Consider the following 14,767-nt stretch of genomic DNA (forward strand, 5'->3'; position numbering starts at 1 on the left):
TTAGTACCTTGATAACTCAACCATATTCTTAAACTCCTCATTTTCTTTTGACAAAGTCTCAAATCCCCCTACCGCAGAAATCGTTCCTTCATTGAATACAAAAAGCTTATCGGCATTTTTAATTGTTGATAATCTATGGGCTATAACGATAATAGTTCTCTCACCCTTTAAGTTTGTGATCACTTTAGAAATATCATTTTCTGTGGTCGCATCGAGGGCAGAAGTTGCTTCATCCAGAACAATGATCTCTCGATTGAAATAGAGAGCTCGAGCAATAATTACCCGTTGCCTTTGTCCACCTGACAATTTCTTTCCGTTCTCACCGAGTAAGTAGTCTAAGCCTAGTTCGTTTACTAGATCTTTCATTCCAGCTTTCTGAAGAGCCTTTAGAACCTCTTCATCGTTAATCTCGTGACTAGGAACCCCAAAGGCAACATTATCTCTAATTGATGCATTTAAGATAAATGGGCTTTGACTAACGTAACTGACATTATTTCTTATTCCCTTATACTCTGATAAAGAAACTTCGCTACCATCAATAAAAACTTTTCCTGATGAAATTGTTAATAACCCAGAAAGAACATCGGCAAAGGTTGTTTTCCCGGCACCTGAAGAGCCTACTACACCAATAAACTCACCTTTATTGATGACTGCATCAACATTCTTTAAGCCTTTTCCATTTTTACCATCGTAAGAGAAGCTTATGTTATCAAAACTAATATTATCTCTAAAATCAAGACAATTTCTTGCTACATCAATTTGGTCTGCAACGGCTTTAAATTCATTTTGAATTGTTTCTACAGCATTAATAGAAGACTTAATCTGAGAGTAGCAATAAAGAACTCTATTCATCATAGGAGCTAATCTTATGGCAACGGCTGCCAATAATGTAATGCTCGCAATGCCTTCAGCTGGGTTAGTAGATGTTAGCAAAATATACGATATAAACATAACTATACCGAACATTAAGATGGCTTCTGTTAAATAAATAGGAATATACTGAATAAGCATATTCGTTTTATCTAACTCACTAACATTTCTATTCGAGACGTTATACTTACCTAGGAAAACATCTTCTTTCCCTATAAGTTTTGTATCTTTGACCCCTGCTAGCGCCATGGTAAGAATGCCAATATTCTCCTGACTTGCTTTAACATATTTATCGTTAACGTTTTTTGTCACCTTACGAATAACTTTCATTTGTAAAACAATCAGACCACCAACAACAACACCAGTTAATATTGATATTCCGGAATATTGTGACAGCAGAACTAGCAACAACGCTAAACAAACGATCGTATTTGAAACCAACATTATACATTGAATCAGATACGAATTTACCGCACGACTTACCACTGCAGTAAGATTGTTGATGATTACTGAAGAATCTTTTGTTAGGTGAAATGTTAATGGTGCTCGTATATATGATCCCATTAAGTTCGAACATATATCATTCCGCCAATCTCTAACAAGATTAAATTGGAATCTCTGCTGAACCAACATGTATATATTCTTTAATATAAACGACATCCCTACACAGAATGCAATAAACACTAAAAAATAGGTTGTATTAGGGAAGTTTAATAATTCATATATATATCTAATCTTTTCACTTTCAACAATCACATCTGGGTTCATTGAAATCGTTATTAAAGGATATAATAGAGCCACTCCAATAACTTCAAATGAAGCTGCAACAATTGCAGATAATAAAACTAATATTATGCGTAATCGAAATTTTGCTCCGTAATCTCTTACGAAATCAAGAAACAAATTAAACATTATCTAATTCCATAACTGACTTAACTAAGTTGTAGTCAACTTTGATTCCAAGGCTTGTAGCCACTGTGTACAAAAAACTGTGGGTTTGTTTTGGTGTAAGTCTCGCTGCCAATAGTATAAGATTAATATATTGCTTATATACGTCTGATATGTATCTTTCACGATGCATATAAATAGTATTGAACTTTTCGTCAGAGTTATTAATTAATTCAATACCAGTAGCTTCTGAGATTTCTTTGAAGCGATGCTTCCAGCGACCTTTTTCTTCAATACAAGCTTGACTTGCTGAAACTAATTCAGAACGATATACATCATCATTTAGTAAACGTTTCGCTAGTTCATGAGCCTCCCCTGTAGATTTATACATAGGGAGGTTTACATAACCTTTAGTGAATTTTTCAATACCTGCGTTATAGCTTGATAGCAAGCACCCATTGGAAGCCATTATATCCATAATGCGCCATGGAAAACATTCTACTGCTTGAGCATGGGAAACGTTCAAGCAAACACGACTCGAATTATAAATATCTTGATTGTGTTTCAACGAGTAAACAGACCTTGGATTAAACGCTAGTGCTAAGTTTGGTGAGTAAGCAACTGTATTATACCAACTAGAGTTGCCATATAAACTTAGCCCTAACTCGTTAACAGCATTTAAGACATTAGTTCGGTCTTGGCTGCTATTAATTGCACCAAAATCATCTGGTTCCATATAATCTAATATAAAATCCAGTTTTTTCTCTTTAAGGTATTTTTCTGGTTCAACATAGAAGTTATTCGCTAAATATTTCACAGCATCTTTAACTTCTTGCTTATTATGCTTCTTTAGTAAGTTCGCTAAGCTTGTCGGGCCAGAAAAATTGCTTCCAATAAAGCTAATATTTGCGGAAAATTCTAAATTTTCACTAACAACAGCTGTACCAGAGTTAATAATAAAGACATTTTCATCTTTTGCACCAATAGCTTTTAGTTGAGTTACGACATCGTTGGATAAGCAAAAATATAAATATCTATTGGGGTCTTTCTTTATTCTTTCCTGATCATTGTAATACGGTAGTGAGTCAGCTTGCCAAATGGCAATAGGACAGTCACACAACTCTTCAATAAATGACAACTTCGAGTTATTAAAACTGATGACCAGATCCGGATTAAATTCTGTTATATCTGAAGTTAACTTCTTTAGTTTTAAAAACCCAGACTCTTCGTTTTCGCTATTCCATGACTTTTTTAAAAATTCTGCGGTGTTGCACACCATCACTTCATTGTTATATCGCTCAAGTTCACTAATTAACCCTTCATAGTAACTAATTAACTTAAACTGTCCATCAACATAAATATGTGATGAAAAACATAATAAAATTTTTGCCATTATTCTTATGCCTTAAACTCATTAACTTTTTTAATGATATAAGATACATCCGTCTCACTCATCACAGGACTAATAGGCAGACTTAATACCTGATTATGAATTTCTTCAGTCAAAGGCAGCGATATATCATTTAATTCATTATAAGCCTTTTGTTTATGAGGCGGAATTGGGTAATGTACTAAAGTAGCAATACCTTCATCTTCCAAGTGTTTGATAAGCTCGCTACGGAATTCAGTCTTAACGACAAACAAATGCCATACATTAAATTCTTTAGATTCAATGACAGGTAACGATACTAATGGGTTTGAAATCTCACTTGTATATCTTTCGGCAATACTTTGCCTTGCTACAATTTCTTCATCTAAGTGTGCAAGCTTAACTCTAAGCATTGCTGCTTGAATTTCATCCAGACGGCTATTTACGCCTTGATAAACATTTTCATACTTACGGCCTGAACCATAATTCCTCAGCGATTTTAATACAGAGGCTAACTGTTGGTCGTTTGTTGTTATTGCCCCTGCATCACCCAACGCACCTAAATTTTTTCCTGGATAGAAACTAAATCCAGCAGCGTGTCCCCAGTTACCAGCTTTCTTTCCTCCGCGCTTCGAACCGTGTGCCTGCGCACAATCTTCTAAAACAAGAAGATTGTGTTTTTCAGCAATTTCCATGATTTCAGGCATTGGAGAGATCTTTCCATACAAGTGAACAGGTAAGATCGCTTTTGTTCTCTCTGTAATCGCGTTCTTAATCATCTCTGGTGAGAGATTGTAGCTTGTTTCATCTGGTTCGACTAAAACAGGAACTAAATCGTTCTCAGTAACTGCTAAGACTGAAGCAATATATGTATTGGCTGGAACAATAACTTCATCTCCAGCTTGCAATCTACCTAATTCTTTCCATGCACGAAGAACTAATGTCAATGCATCAAGACCATTGGCAACCCCAATAGCAAACTTAGTACCACAATACTCTGCAAACTCTTGTTCAAAAAGCTCTAGTTCTTTACCCATGATATACCAGCCAGAGTCAATAACTCGACTACAAGCTTCTTTCAGTTCAGACTGATACTGTTTATTAATAGCTTTTAAATCTAGAAAATTAATCATTACTTTTCTCTAAAAAACGGGTTACTTTGGCTGGGTTACCTACAACAACAGCGTATGGAGGTACATTCTTAGTTACTACAGCACCTGCGCCTACCATACAATTTTCGCCTAGCGTTAGACCTGGTAATATGGTTGCGTTAGCACCAATAGATGCTCCTTTACGAATTGTTGTCCGTAAAAACTCTTCAGGGTATTGTTTTGAGCGTGGTGCCTTGTCGTTTGTGAAAGCGACGCAAGGGCCAATAAATACATTATCCTCTACTGTGATACCATCCCATAAATAAACACCGGACTTAACAGTAACGTTATCACCAATTAACACATCACCTTCAACTAATGTGTGAGCACAAATATTACAGTTATCGCCGATTTTGGCTCCTTTGAGGATAACAGAGAATTGCCAAACTCTTGTTCCTTCACCGATATCACTGGTTTGGACATCACTAAGCGGATGGATCATTACTTACTAGCCTCACTAAGAAATGTATCGTAGTCTCGGATATAGTCAGCTTCATCGTACAGTTCACTAGCTAAAACCATCAGCACACAGTCACTTGAAAAATCATGCATTTCACGCCATTGCATGCTTTCAATCAAGAGCCCCTTTAATGGTGAATCTAATAAGACTTCTTGCCTCACATCACCATCATCAATAATAAATTTGCAACTGCCTTTTACACAAACAGCAATTTGCTTTAGATCGCGGTGTGCATGGAAGCCTCTTGATACTCCAGCTTCAGTATCGTATATATAGTAAACTCGCTTGATGTCAAAAGGAATATTTCTATTCCCTTCAAGCGATATAAGACCGCCTCGCTCATCGCCCAATGACTTAAAATTAACTAACTTGAGATCTTTCATTATCACTTATCTTTAATTAAGTTATTTAAATATTGACCGTAAGTATTCTTCAACAATGGCTGAGCTGCCTTTAATAATTCACTATCGCTTATCCAATTATTTCGCCAGGCGATTTCTTCTAGACACGCAATTTTAAAACCTTGTCGTTTTTCGATGGTTTCAACAAAAGTTGCAGCTTCAAGTAAACTTTCATATGTACCAGTGTCAAGCCATGCAAACCCACGTCCCAACAACTCAACATTTAGATCACCACGTTCAAGGTACGCTTGGTTAATACTTGTTATTTCAAGTTCACCACGCTCAGATGGCTGAATATCCTTTGCAATGTTAACAACGTCATTATCGTAAAAATACAACCCTGTTACTGCAAAGCTTGATTTTGGTTTCTGAGGCTTTTCTTCAATAGAAATAGCTTTCTGCTCATCATCAAATTCAACTACACCAAATCGCTCAGGATCATGAACCTTATATCCAAATACTGTAGCACCTGTTTCTAGTGAAGCTGCTTTCAATAATTTTGGTGAAAAACCCTGACCCCAAAAAATATTATCACCAAGAACTAGGCATACACTATCGTTGCCTATAAATTCTTCACCTATAATAAATGCTTGAGCCAGGCCTTCTGGTTTTGGCTGCTCCGCATACGATAGCTCTACACCAAATTGGCTTCCATCACCAAGAAGGTGCTCGAAGCTAGCCCTATCCGTTGGGGTAGTTATAACTAAAATTTCTTTGATTCCCGCCAGCATCAACACTGACAGCGGGTAATAAATCATAGGTTTGTCATATACAGGTAGTAGCTGCTTTGAAACACCTCTGGTAATAGGATATAGGCGGGTACCAGAACCACCAGCTAATATTATTCCTTTCATTTTTTACCTCTTATTAGCTACTTACTTTCGATACCTAAACGTTCACGGCTGTATGAACCATCAAGAACCCGACTCCACCACTTTTGGTTGTTAAGATACCACTCAACTGTCTTACGTATTCCAGACTCAAACGTCTCTGCTGGTTTCCAACCAAGTTCACGCTCAATTTTTCCTGCATCAATTGCGTAACGGACATCATGTCCCGGGCGGTCTGTGACAAAGGTGATTAAGTCTTTGTAGTTCGTTACACCATCAGGCTTATTAGGTACTAACTCTTCTAAGAGACTACAAATCGTATTGACAACCTCGATATTAGCTTTCTCATTATGACCACCAATGTTGTATGTCTCACCGACTACACCTTCTGTAACAACCTTGTATAAAGCTGATGCATGATCTTCAACATATAGCCAATCCCGAATCTGCATACCATCGCCATACACAGGCAAAGATTTCCCATCTAGTGCATTCAAAATCATTAGAGGAATTAATTTTTCTGGGAAATGGAATGGTCCGTAATTGTTAGAGCAGTTTGTAACAATAGTTGGTAAGCCATAGGTTCGAAGCCAAGCTCGAACTAGATGATCACTAGATGCTTTTGAAGCTGAGTAAGGGCTTGAAGGAGAATATGACGTAGTTTCAGTAAACAAATCATCCGTACCTTCAAGATCACCATACACTTCATCAGTTGAGATGTGGTGGAAACGGAAATTTTCCTTACGATTTTCACTAAGAGCATTCCAATATGCCCTCGCAGCTTCCAACAGTGTATATGTCCCAACAATATTCGTTTCAATGAAATCAGCAGGCCCATCAATTGAGCGATCTACATGACTTTCGGCAGCAAGATGCATTACTGCATCAGGCTGATATTCTCTGAAAACACGATCCAGTTCATTACGGTCACAGATGTCAACATTTTCAAAGTGGTAGCGTTCGCTTTCTACAATACTTTCCAACGACTCAAGGTTGCCAGCGTAGGTTAACTTGTCTACATTGACCACAGAATCTTCTGTATTATCAATAACATGTCGAATTACAGCCGAGCCTATAAAGCCAGCACCACCAGTTACTAGAATTTGCATATGATACCTTTTTGGAATGCTACCGCCCTAGGGTTATATCGATCCCCCAAAGCGCAAAATTCATTTTTTTGTCGCTACATTCTACTAGTAGCAATCGGACAATTTTACCAATAAGCAAAATCAATAGCCATTATTGATAGTAACAAAATCTGGTATTTTTCTATGGATTCGGTGCACAAGGTTGAATTATCAACAGATTAATTTATAAACAGAGCTCATAGTCTGAGCTTTAGACACATGAAGGGCTGAGATACTAGATTGATAAGGTGATAATTTATTCAATTACATCTGCTACATTTTTTCATTGGCAGATATCTTACCCAGTAGCTTAAATCATATGTATTACAGAGGTGTACAACAAAGAGATAGCATTTTTTTCATCCATATAGAATGAATACAGTAATTATTAAATATGATAACTTATTTAGACTAATATACTATCTTAAAGAAATAAACCATTGAAGGCTAAGTTTCTAAAGGGGGGGGGCTAATTTAAATATCTCATATTGAGTATATAGATATCGTTTGTCAACGCTCAACTTTGCACACCAATCAGCGCAATTATCAACAATACTTTATGTGAAACACAGAGCTTAGCAGTAACCGCTAACTATTAACGAATAAAAAATACATTTACTAACGAACAGTCATGGTATCCAGTTGATTTATTGTAAATAGCATCTAAAACAATCCTTGCAAATCAACCACCACTATAAGCATCACTTCTTTTTTTTATGTTAAATTGCCTTACTATAACATCATTTAATTTGCAATGTTTCTATTTGTAATGACTACAGGTACAAGCTAGATGTGAAATTTTAACGGACTTCAATAGAACAAAAAAGTGCTGATAAATAGCACTTTTTCTTTAACTCTTCACTTTCCATCGTCATTGATGACAGAGCTACTGCGCACCTTGTTGCAGTTGATCCCACATAGCCTTAACAATGAGCTGATCAGCCGGTGTTAGCTCTGACTGTGCTTCAGCCAAACTTGTTTCTACAGCAGCATTCATTGCCTCTAACGAGCTAATCCCATCCATCTCGCAGTTAGCCGCTGACAATGAAATGTGCCCACGTAGATAACCTCCAGCAAATAATTCATCATCTGATGCGGTCTCTACCATCGTATCAATCAGATTAAGTAACTTCTCTTCATATTGCTGGATCATAACTATACTCTTTGTTGGTAGCTGGTTCTGTAAAACTCTCTGGACACAAGGGAGCAACTTGGTAGTGCTCTCTCAGTGCATCAGACAGTATTTTTGCACGTTCGGGTGTACGCTGCTCAAGGTAGGTGAGCACCTGCTCTCGTACTTGTTCGGTAAAACCAGCTCTATCTGGCTCACAGTTGCCGTTTAGGTTATCACAGCTCACTAGAAATCGAAAACCACAACTGGCAGACAGGATCCACTCAACAGCCTGAGGTTTGATCTCGACTTTTTCAAACTCAGCCTGGACTTCAGCAGTACGTCCGTCAGGCTCATACCAATACCCATAATCTTCTAATAATCGCCGCTTTGGGCCAGCAATGCACCAATGTGCTATTTCATGCAATGCAGAAGCAAAGTAGCCTCGAGCAAAGATAATTCGATGATGTTGATGATCTTCATCAGCAGGCAGATAAATAGGTTCATCACCGCCAAGTACCAACTCTGTATTGTAAGTTTCTAGAAAAGTTTGGTTGAATACTTTTATTAAATCACTGTAATTATGGGACATTGTATACTTAAAATTACTTATCGATTATGGAAAGATTGAGTGGTGTTTTACATAAGTAAAGACTAGGCCCCAAATAGACTTCCGCTCAATTTTAGGGGCTAACCTAGAGAATTAGCCCCGCTTTTATTTAGTAGTCGTCCACCTCATCCAAAAACTCATCCAGATACTCTTCATCTTCTGGCTCTTCAGGCAAGCTTTCACCGCCTAGGGCACGGAAGTTCTTGTTTTGAATGTAGGCATCTCGGGTGAAGATGTATGGGTCTGGCGAGTCTTTCAGCAAGTTTTCTTGCGAGACAAGTGCTGCGCGGTCTTCCATGCCTTCAAAGGCCCACTTACCAAGGCTCTGCCAGAATGTCAGCAGGTTAAGCGGAAAGTAAAGACCGTCTACATAGTCACCAGCACCTTCTCGAAGTGTGACGGGACCATACATCGGAACCATAAAGTACGGTCCGTTTGATACGCCGTAGTAACCCATTGAATCACCAAATGCACGCTCACCTGGCTTGGTGATATCTGCCGCTGTTGCGATATCAATCAAACCGGCCAAGCCGAACACGGAGTTGATCCAAAAGCGGTTGAAGTGGGTAACAGCTTGCTCACCATCTAGCATGATGATGCTGTTGACCATATTGGCCGGCTCATCGAGGTTAGAGAGGAAGTTTCTGATCCCCGTTCTCACTGGCGAAGGGACATAATCGACATAAGCCAGAGATACCGGACGAGCGACATACGGATCCAGATAATCGTAGTTCAGTGTCCACATGGCCCGGTTGAAGCCTTCGAACGGGTCATAGGTTCCTTCGACAGTATACTCAGTTGCCTGCTCGGTATATTCAGCGTTGGTCTCAGCACCTGAGCTGACAGACTCATCGTTTGGTGTCTTGGCACAGCCTGAAAGACCCAGAATAAGAAGTAGTGATAAAAGGGTTATTCTTTTCAAAGGATTATTCCACAGATATAAAAAAGCAGACTGGACAATGATATCCAGCCTGCTCCATGAGTTCCAGCGATGTTATCAGTATTGTTTATTTATCTGCACATTTGTGGAACCACCGAGCGAAATCACATCACTCTGGCCATACCAATCACCCTTTTTGGTCATTACATTGCCATCAGTGTCGATACGTGCCTTGACGATCATAGTAGGCAGCGATGACATCAAACGCTCAGGTATCATGCTGTCGCTGTCACTCAATGTCAGCGTCAGCGGGAACTGAGATAGCGGCATCCGACGCGCCGCTACAGGCATTGGCGCGCCATCAGCGGAATGTACAGAGACAATGACGATTCCCTGAGATGGCAATGTCACTGATGGATCAAGCTCAACCTTCACCGATACTGTTTTCGGATTCGCTGCTTGTTCACTCGCCTGAGTGATTTGTGCCTGTGCCCGCTCAATACTGCGGTCCAGCATTTTGGCTCGAGGATCATCTTCGCCAATCATCCGCTTCATCATCGTCCAATAAGAGACAGCCTGCGGATAATCACCACGCTCAAATGAGTCAAACGCCAACAGAGACATCGCACGGATATTTGTATGGTCTTGCTTGATCACATTACGCAGTAGTTGGCGCGCATAATCGCTCTTGGCCGGATCACCAATCAGCATTAGCGTCTGAGCATAGCTCAGCTGGATTTCCGGGTTACCCGGCTCCAATGCATAAGCGCGCTTCATCGCCCCCTGAGCCGTATCGGCATCGCGGTTCGCCATCCCAATTCGGCCAAGCAGCAACCAGCCCGTTGCATCATCCGGATTGTCGTGCAAACGGGTACGCAGTGCCAGGGTCAGATCGTTCATCTCAGCATCGCTTAGTGGTTCAGCCCCCTGCTCATCCATCAGGCGCTTTGATAGCTCAGGTAGCTGTGCAACGGTCTGCTGCCAGGACTCTACCTTGTCGAGGTTGCCGACGGTGAAATACATACCGTACGATACTGCCACCAGCATGATAAGCCCCGGGATCAGCATAACTGTACTGACTGCCGTTTTTTGCTGCTCGGTCTGGGCCGGAACATCATCCAGCAGTGACTGCTGCAACTCAGAAACCAGCTCATCCTGATTCGAGACCAAACCTTCGCTGGTTTCACTTTCCAGCTCGTTAATACGATCTTTAAAGAAGGCCTTGTTCAGCTCATCACGGCTAGCGACGTCATCCTGTGCCTTGCCAAGATACATTGGCGCGACAAAAATGGCCGCAGCAACCAAAACCAAAGCAACGGTTATTAGCCAAAACAGCGTCATTACTTCACCTTCCCGTTGTTATTCGGATTTTGTTGTTCCATCTCTTTCAACAACGCTTTCAGGCGTTGCTGTTCATCAGCTTCCAACTCTGGCGCTGCCTTCTTATCTGCCGTTTTGCGAGAACGCATAACCAGCACGGTAAAACCAATGAAGACGAACAACAATGGTCCAGCCCACAGGATGATTGTCGATAGCATCAACGGCGGATCGTAAGTAACGAAGTTACCGTAGCGCGCAATCATGTAGTCAACCACATCTTGCTCGCTTTTACCTTCGCTCAGCATATCATACGCCTTCTGGCGCATATCTTTGGCCAACTCGGCATTTGAGTCTGCAATCGTATTGTTCTGACACTTAGGACAACGCAGTGTTGCCGTCAGGTTCTGGAATGCTTTTTCCTGCTCTGCGGACTCGAACTCATAGACATCGATGGCAGCCGACGCAGGCAGAGCTGCAGCAAATACCAGCCCGAAAGCCAGCAGCATGGCACTAATTTGTTTCATCATCCCTTCGCTTCCTCCAGCAACGCCTGATACATCGGCTGTAGAGTATCAGCCCAGTTTCGCTCGTTCACATCACCAACATGGCGATAACGAACAATACCGTTGGCATCAATCAGGAAGGTCTCCGGCGCGCCGTAAACGCCCAGGTCCATCCCCAGCATGCCGTTACCATCGAACAGACTATGAATGTACGGGTTGCCCAGCTCATTGAGCCAACGGACAGCCTTAAGACGCTCATCCTTATAGTTAAGGCCAATAATTTTTACCCCGTTGCTTGCCAGCTCGTTAAGGTAGGTGTGCTCGGCGTAGCAGGTCGGACACCAGGTTGCCCAGACGTTCAACAGCAGAGGCTCGCCCTTGAAGATATCCTGCTCATACAACTTGCCGGCTTCGACCAAATCTTCCAACTTGAAATCAGGGACCGGCTTACCGACCAGTACCGATTCCAGCTTGGTTGGATCATCGCCTTCTGCATTACGAGTAAGCTGAACCATAAAGACCAGCGCCAGTGCCAAAAACAGTACCAGAGGTACAAACAATAATTTCTTATTCATCAGTTAACCTCAGCTTTCTTGCCAGCTTTAGCCGTGTCTACCTTGGCTTGTTTACGGAAACGGTAACGCTTGTCACTGATTGCAAATGCTCCACCCAACGCCATCAGCACCGAGCCAAACCAGATCCAGTTTACAAACGGTTTGAAGTAAATTCGTACCGCCCAGGCACCATCGCCCAGCTTCTCACCCATAGCAACATACAAATCGCGGGTGACACCACTGTCGATCGCCGCCTCGGTCATCATTGAACCGGCTACTGTATAAAAACGCTTCTCGGCATGCAGCTCGGTAACAAACTTGCCGTTACGGGTAATATTGAAATCTGCAATATAACCATCGTAGTTAGGACCATCGGCATCACGCAGACCGGCGAAATGGAAATCGTAGCCCTGAACCTGTACCGTTTCACCCGGCGCCAGACGCACATCACGCTCAATATCGTAATTTGAAACCAGAGTAATACCGATCACAGACACGGCCAGACCAATATGACCCAATACCATTGCCCAGTGACTGCGGCCAAGCTTACCTAGCCCTTGCAGCAGGCTATGGCGATGCGTCGCACGCTGATACAGCTCAAAACTGTGCATCACCACAATCCAGATAGCCATAACAAGGCCAAGTACCGCCAGCGGCTCCATGCTGTCGGTAAAGAGCAGAATGGTCAGGAACGAGAACGGTAGCGTAATCGCAGCCGAGATAATCATCGGCTTGGTGATATTAGACAGGTTGTCACGCTTCCAGCGTACCAGCGGACCGATACCCAGAATGAAGGCAAACGGGATCATCAGCCAGGTAAACAAAGTATTGAAGAACGGCACACCAATGGATACGGAACCAAGGCCAATCTGCTTGTGGATCAGCGGCAGCAAGGTACCAATCAATACAACCAGCAGGCCAGCGACCAGCAGCAGGTTGTTAGCCAGCAGCAGGTTCTCACGCGAGAACAGGCTGTAGTTACCTCGTGATCTGATCTGACCGCCGCGCAGAGCGTAGAGCAGCAAGGAGCCGCCAATGACCACAATCAGGAAGCCAAGGATGAACATACCACGGGCCGGATCGGAGGCGAAAGCATGCACAGAAACCAAAACACCAGAACGGACCAGGAAGGTACCCAACAGGCTCAACGAGAACGCCGAGATTGCCAGCAGTACGGTCCAGGCTTTAAAGGTACCGCGTTTTTCCGTTACCGACAGCGAGTGCATCAAGGCAGTACCGGCTAGCCATGGCATGAATGAGGCGTTTTCGACCGGATCCCAGAACCACCAGCCGCCCCAGCCAAGTTCGTAGTAAGCCCACCATGAGCCAAGTGCGATACCCAGCGTCAGGAACGACCATGCGGCAATTGTCCAGGGACGAGACCAGCGCGCCCATGCAGTATCCAGACGACCTGTCATCAAAGAGGCAATCGCAAAGGCAAAGGCAACTGAGAAACCCACATAACCCATGTACAGCATCGGTGGGTGAATAATCAGCCCCGGATCCTGCAGCAGAGGGTTCAAGTCGCGACCGTCAACCGGGAAGAATGGCAAGGTACGCAGGAACGGGTTGGAAGTCATGATGATAAACAGCAGGAAGCCTACTGAAATCATGCCCATTACCGCCAATACACGGGATACCGACTCTAACGGCATACCGCGGCTGAACATGGCTACAGCAGCCGCCCATGCAGCCTGGATCAGCACCCACAGCAACAGCGAGCCTTCGTGTGCGCCCCAAACAGCAGTAATACGGTAGTACCACGGTAAAAGGCTGTTCGAGTTACTCGCGACATAGGTCACGGTGAAGTCGTTGGTGTAAAAGGCCCAGCACAGCACGACGAATGACAACAACAGCATACCGAATACACCGTATGTCAGCGGACGTGCCATGCGCATCATTGACTGGTTGCCGACAGAGGCCCCGTACAATGGATAGATACTTGCGAGGATCGACAAACCCAGCGCAATAATCAGGCTAAAATGCCCCAGTTCTGCAATCATTGAACACTGCCCTGCATCTGTTCTTCGGTATATTGAAGAGGTTCGTGGGTTTTCTTCATCGCTTCAGCCACTTCCGGCGGCATATACTCTTCATCGTGTTTTGCCAGTACTTCGTGAGCTTCAATGGTGGTGGCATTTACCAGTACACCCTGAGCGACGATACCCTGACCTTCACGGAACAGATCCGGCAAGATACCGTCATACTTAATGGTCACAGCCGGGCCGACATCGGCCACGTCAAAGCGAACTTCCAGCGACTGAGGATCACGCTTTACCGAACCCGCAACAACCATACCACCGATACGCAGGCGCTGACCGACTTCAGGCTTGGTGCCGTCCGGCTTGCCATTAACCAGCTCGGTCGGGGTATAGAAGAGATCCATGTTCTGGTTTAACGCATACAGCATTAAACCAATAGTTGCGCCGAGGCCCACAACTAACGCCAGCACTAGCGTCATGCGTTTTTTACGTCTCGGGTTCATAGTGTGTTCTCCAGTTTTTTCGCTTCTTTAATACGGTGCTCACGAGCGATTTTGTTCTTGATTTCTGCCGCCAGGCGGCGTTTTTTACTCAGGCTTGAAAATAAGATCCACAGCAGGGCAGCAAAGGAAATACCATAGGCCGCCCAGACATAAGATGCGTAGCCACCCATCGCTAAAAAGTCACTAAAAGATTCAAAATGCATGATGG

The 14,767-nt window shown here is 42.8% G+C and carries 16 protein-coding genes; all 16 read right to left on the reverse strand.

The genetic code is table 11. The features are described from left to right. Window positions 1–1,782, reverse strand: a complete 1,782-nt coding sequence (locus tag EIZ48_RS03420; RefSeq protein ID WP_160648711.1) for an ABC transporter ATP-binding protein — start codon at window positions 1,780–1,782, stop codon at window positions 1–3. Further along, on the reverse strand, window positions 1,775–3,151 hold the full coding sequence (locus EIZ48_RS03425; RefSeq protein ID WP_160648712.1) for a glycosyltransferase family protein: 1,377 nt from the start codon (window positions 3,149–3,151) through the stop codon (window positions 1,775–1,777). The genes EIZ48_RS03420 and EIZ48_RS03425 overlap by 8 nt, the downstream gene beginning before the upstream one ends. 5 nt (window positions 3,152–3,156) lie before the next feature. Further along, window positions 3,157–4,260, reverse strand: a complete 1,104-nt coding sequence (locus tag EIZ48_RS03430; RefSeq protein ID WP_160648713.1) for a DegT/DnrJ/EryC1/StrS family aminotransferase — start codon at window positions 4,258–4,260, stop codon at window positions 3,157–3,159. Beyond that, the gene (locus EIZ48_RS03435) at window positions 4,253–4,720 is read right to left on the reverse strand and encodes an acyltransferase (protein WP_160648714.1); all 468 of its coding nucleotides are present in this window, start codon (window positions 4,718–4,720) and stop codon (window positions 4,253–4,255) included. Before EIZ48_RS03435 ends, EIZ48_RS03430 begins: the two co-directional genes overlap by 8 nt. Further along, entirely contained in the window at window positions 4,720–5,121 is a 402-nt protein-coding gene (locus EIZ48_RS03440) for a sugar 3,4-ketoisomerase (RefSeq protein WP_160648715.1), read from the reverse strand. Before EIZ48_RS03440 ends, EIZ48_RS03435 begins: the two co-directional genes overlap by 1 nt. A gap of 2 nt (window positions 5,122–5,123) precedes the next feature. Further along, on the reverse strand, window positions 5,124–5,993 hold the full coding sequence (gene rfbA / locus EIZ48_RS03445; RefSeq protein ID WP_160648716.1) for a glucose-1-phosphate thymidylyltransferase RfbA: 870 nt from the start codon (window positions 5,991–5,993) through the stop codon (window positions 5,124–5,126). A 17-nt stretch (window positions 5,994–6,010) separates the two neighbouring features. Beyond that, entirely contained in the window at window positions 6,011–7,078 is a 1,068-nt protein-coding gene (gene rfbB, locus EIZ48_RS03450) for a dTDP-glucose 4,6-dehydratase (RefSeq protein ID WP_160648717.1), read from the reverse strand. A 904-nt stretch (window positions 7,079–7,982) separates the two neighbouring features. Further along, a complete protein-coding gene (locus EIZ48_RS03455; RefSeq protein WP_160648718.1) occupies window positions 7,983–8,249 on the reverse strand; it encodes a YfcL family protein in 267 nt (88 codons plus the stop codon). Beyond that, complete coding sequence (locus EIZ48_RS03460; protein ID WP_160648719.1) at window positions 8,233–8,799, reverse strand: elongation factor P hydroxylase; 567 nt, start codon at window positions 8,797–8,799, stop codon at window positions 8,233–8,235. The genes EIZ48_RS03455 and EIZ48_RS03460 overlap by 17 nt, the downstream gene beginning before the upstream one ends. 127 nt (window positions 8,800–8,926) lie before the next feature. Beyond that, a complete protein-coding gene (locus tag EIZ48_RS03465; RefSeq protein WP_160648720.1) occupies window positions 8,927–9,739 on the reverse strand; it encodes an MlaA family lipoprotein in 813 nt (270 codons plus the stop codon). Between the two features lie 75 nt (window positions 9,740–9,814). Then, on the reverse strand, window positions 9,815–11,038 hold the full coding sequence (ccmI, locus tag EIZ48_RS03470; RefSeq protein WP_160648721.1) for a c-type cytochrome biogenesis protein CcmI: 1,224 nt from the start codon (window positions 11,036–11,038) through the stop codon (window positions 9,815–9,817). Beyond that, the gene (locus tag EIZ48_RS03475) at window positions 11,038–11,544 is read right to left on the reverse strand and encodes a cytochrome c-type biogenesis protein (protein WP_160648722.1); all 507 of its coding nucleotides are present in this window, start codon (window positions 11,542–11,544) and stop codon (window positions 11,038–11,040) included. Before EIZ48_RS03475 ends, ccmI begins: the two co-directional genes overlap by 1 nt. Beyond that, complete coding sequence (locus tag EIZ48_RS03480; RefSeq protein WP_075764010.1) at window positions 11,541–12,095, reverse strand: DsbE family thiol:disulfide interchange protein; 555 nt, start codon at window positions 12,093–12,095, stop codon at window positions 11,541–11,543. The genes EIZ48_RS03475 and EIZ48_RS03480 overlap by 4 nt, the downstream gene beginning before the upstream one ends. Continuing rightward, window positions 12,095–14,077, reverse strand: a complete 1,983-nt coding sequence (locus EIZ48_RS03485) for a heme lyase CcmF/NrfE family subunit (RefSeq protein ID WP_160648723.1) — start codon at window positions 14,075–14,077, stop codon at window positions 12,095–12,097. The genes EIZ48_RS03480 and EIZ48_RS03485 overlap by 1 nt, the downstream gene beginning before the upstream one ends. Continuing rightward, entirely contained in the window at window positions 14,074–14,559 is a 486-nt protein-coding gene (gene ccmE, locus EIZ48_RS03490) for a cytochrome c maturation protein CcmE (protein WP_160648724.1), read from the reverse strand. Before ccmE ends, EIZ48_RS03485 begins: the two co-directional genes overlap by 4 nt. After that, a complete protein-coding gene (gene ccmD, locus EIZ48_RS03495) occupies window positions 14,556–14,762 on the reverse strand; it encodes a heme exporter protein CcmD (RefSeq protein ID WP_075764004.1) in 207 nt (68 codons plus the stop codon). Before ccmD ends, ccmE begins: the two co-directional genes overlap by 4 nt. Window positions 14,763–14,767 lie beyond the last annotated feature (5 nt).

Source organism: Photobacterium alginatilyticum, assembly GCF_009910675.1.
GTDB classification, from domain to species: domain Bacteria; phylum Pseudomonadota; class Gammaproteobacteria; order Enterobacterales; family Vibrionaceae; genus Photobacterium; species Photobacterium alginatilyticum.

Excerpts from the sequence above, each read along its gene's own strand:
- EIZ48_RS03485 (WP_160648723.1), bottom strand. The coding sequence starts at position 14,077 with ATGATTGCAGAACTGGGGCATTTTAGCCTGATTATTGCGCTGGGTTTG.
- rfbB (WP_160648717.1), bottom strand. The coding sequence starts at position 7,078 with ATGCAAATTCTAGTAACTGGTGGTGCTGGCTTTATAGGCTCGGCTGTA.
- EIZ48_RS03480 (WP_075764010.1), bottom strand. The coding sequence starts at position 12,095 with ATGAATAAGAAATTATTGTTTGTACCTCTGGTACTGTTTTTGGCACTG.
- EIZ48_RS03425 (WP_160648712.1), bottom strand. The coding sequence starts at position 3,151 with ATGGCAAAAATTTTATTATGTTTTTCATCACATATTTATGTTGATGGA.
- EIZ48_RS03460 (WP_160648719.1), bottom strand. The coding sequence starts at position 8,799 with ATGTCCCATAATTACAGTGATTTAATAAAAGTATTCAACCAAACTTTT.
- EIZ48_RS03475 (WP_160648722.1), bottom strand. The coding sequence starts at position 11,544 with ATGATGAAACAAATTAGTGCCATGCTGCTGGCTTTCGGGCTGGTATTT.
- EIZ48_RS03430 (WP_160648713.1), bottom strand. The coding sequence starts at position 4,260 with ATGATTAATTTTCTAGATTTAAAAGCTATTAATAAACAGTATCAGTCT.
- ccmI (WP_160648721.1), bottom strand. The coding sequence starts at position 11,038 with ATGACGCTGTTTTGGCTAATAACCGTTGCTTTGGTTTTGGTTGCTGCG.
- EIZ48_RS03435 (WP_160648714.1), bottom strand. The coding sequence starts at position 4,720 with ATGATCCATCCGCTTAGTGATGTCCAAACCAGTGATATCGGTGAAGGA.
- EIZ48_RS03420 (WP_160648711.1), bottom strand. The coding sequence starts at position 1,782 with ATGTTTAATTTGTTTCTTGATTTCGTAAGAGATTACGGAGCAAAATTT.
- ccmE (WP_160648724.1), bottom strand. The coding sequence starts at position 14,559 with ATGAACCCGAGACGTAAAAAACGCATGACGCTAGTGCTGGCGTTAGTT.
- ccmD (WP_075764004.1), bottom strand. The coding sequence starts at position 14,762 with ATGCATTTTGAATCTTTTAGTGACTTTTTAGCGATGGGTGGCTACGCA.
- rfbA (WP_160648716.1), bottom strand. The coding sequence starts at position 5,993 with ATGAAAGGAATAATATTAGCTGGTGGTTCTGGTACCCGCCTATATCCT.
- EIZ48_RS03455 (WP_160648718.1), bottom strand. The coding sequence starts at position 8,249 with ATGATCCAGCAATATGAAGAGAAGTTACTTAATCTGATTGATACGATG.
- EIZ48_RS03440 (WP_160648715.1), bottom strand. The coding sequence starts at position 5,121 with ATGAAAGATCTCAAGTTAGTTAATTTTAAGTCATTGGGCGATGAGCGA.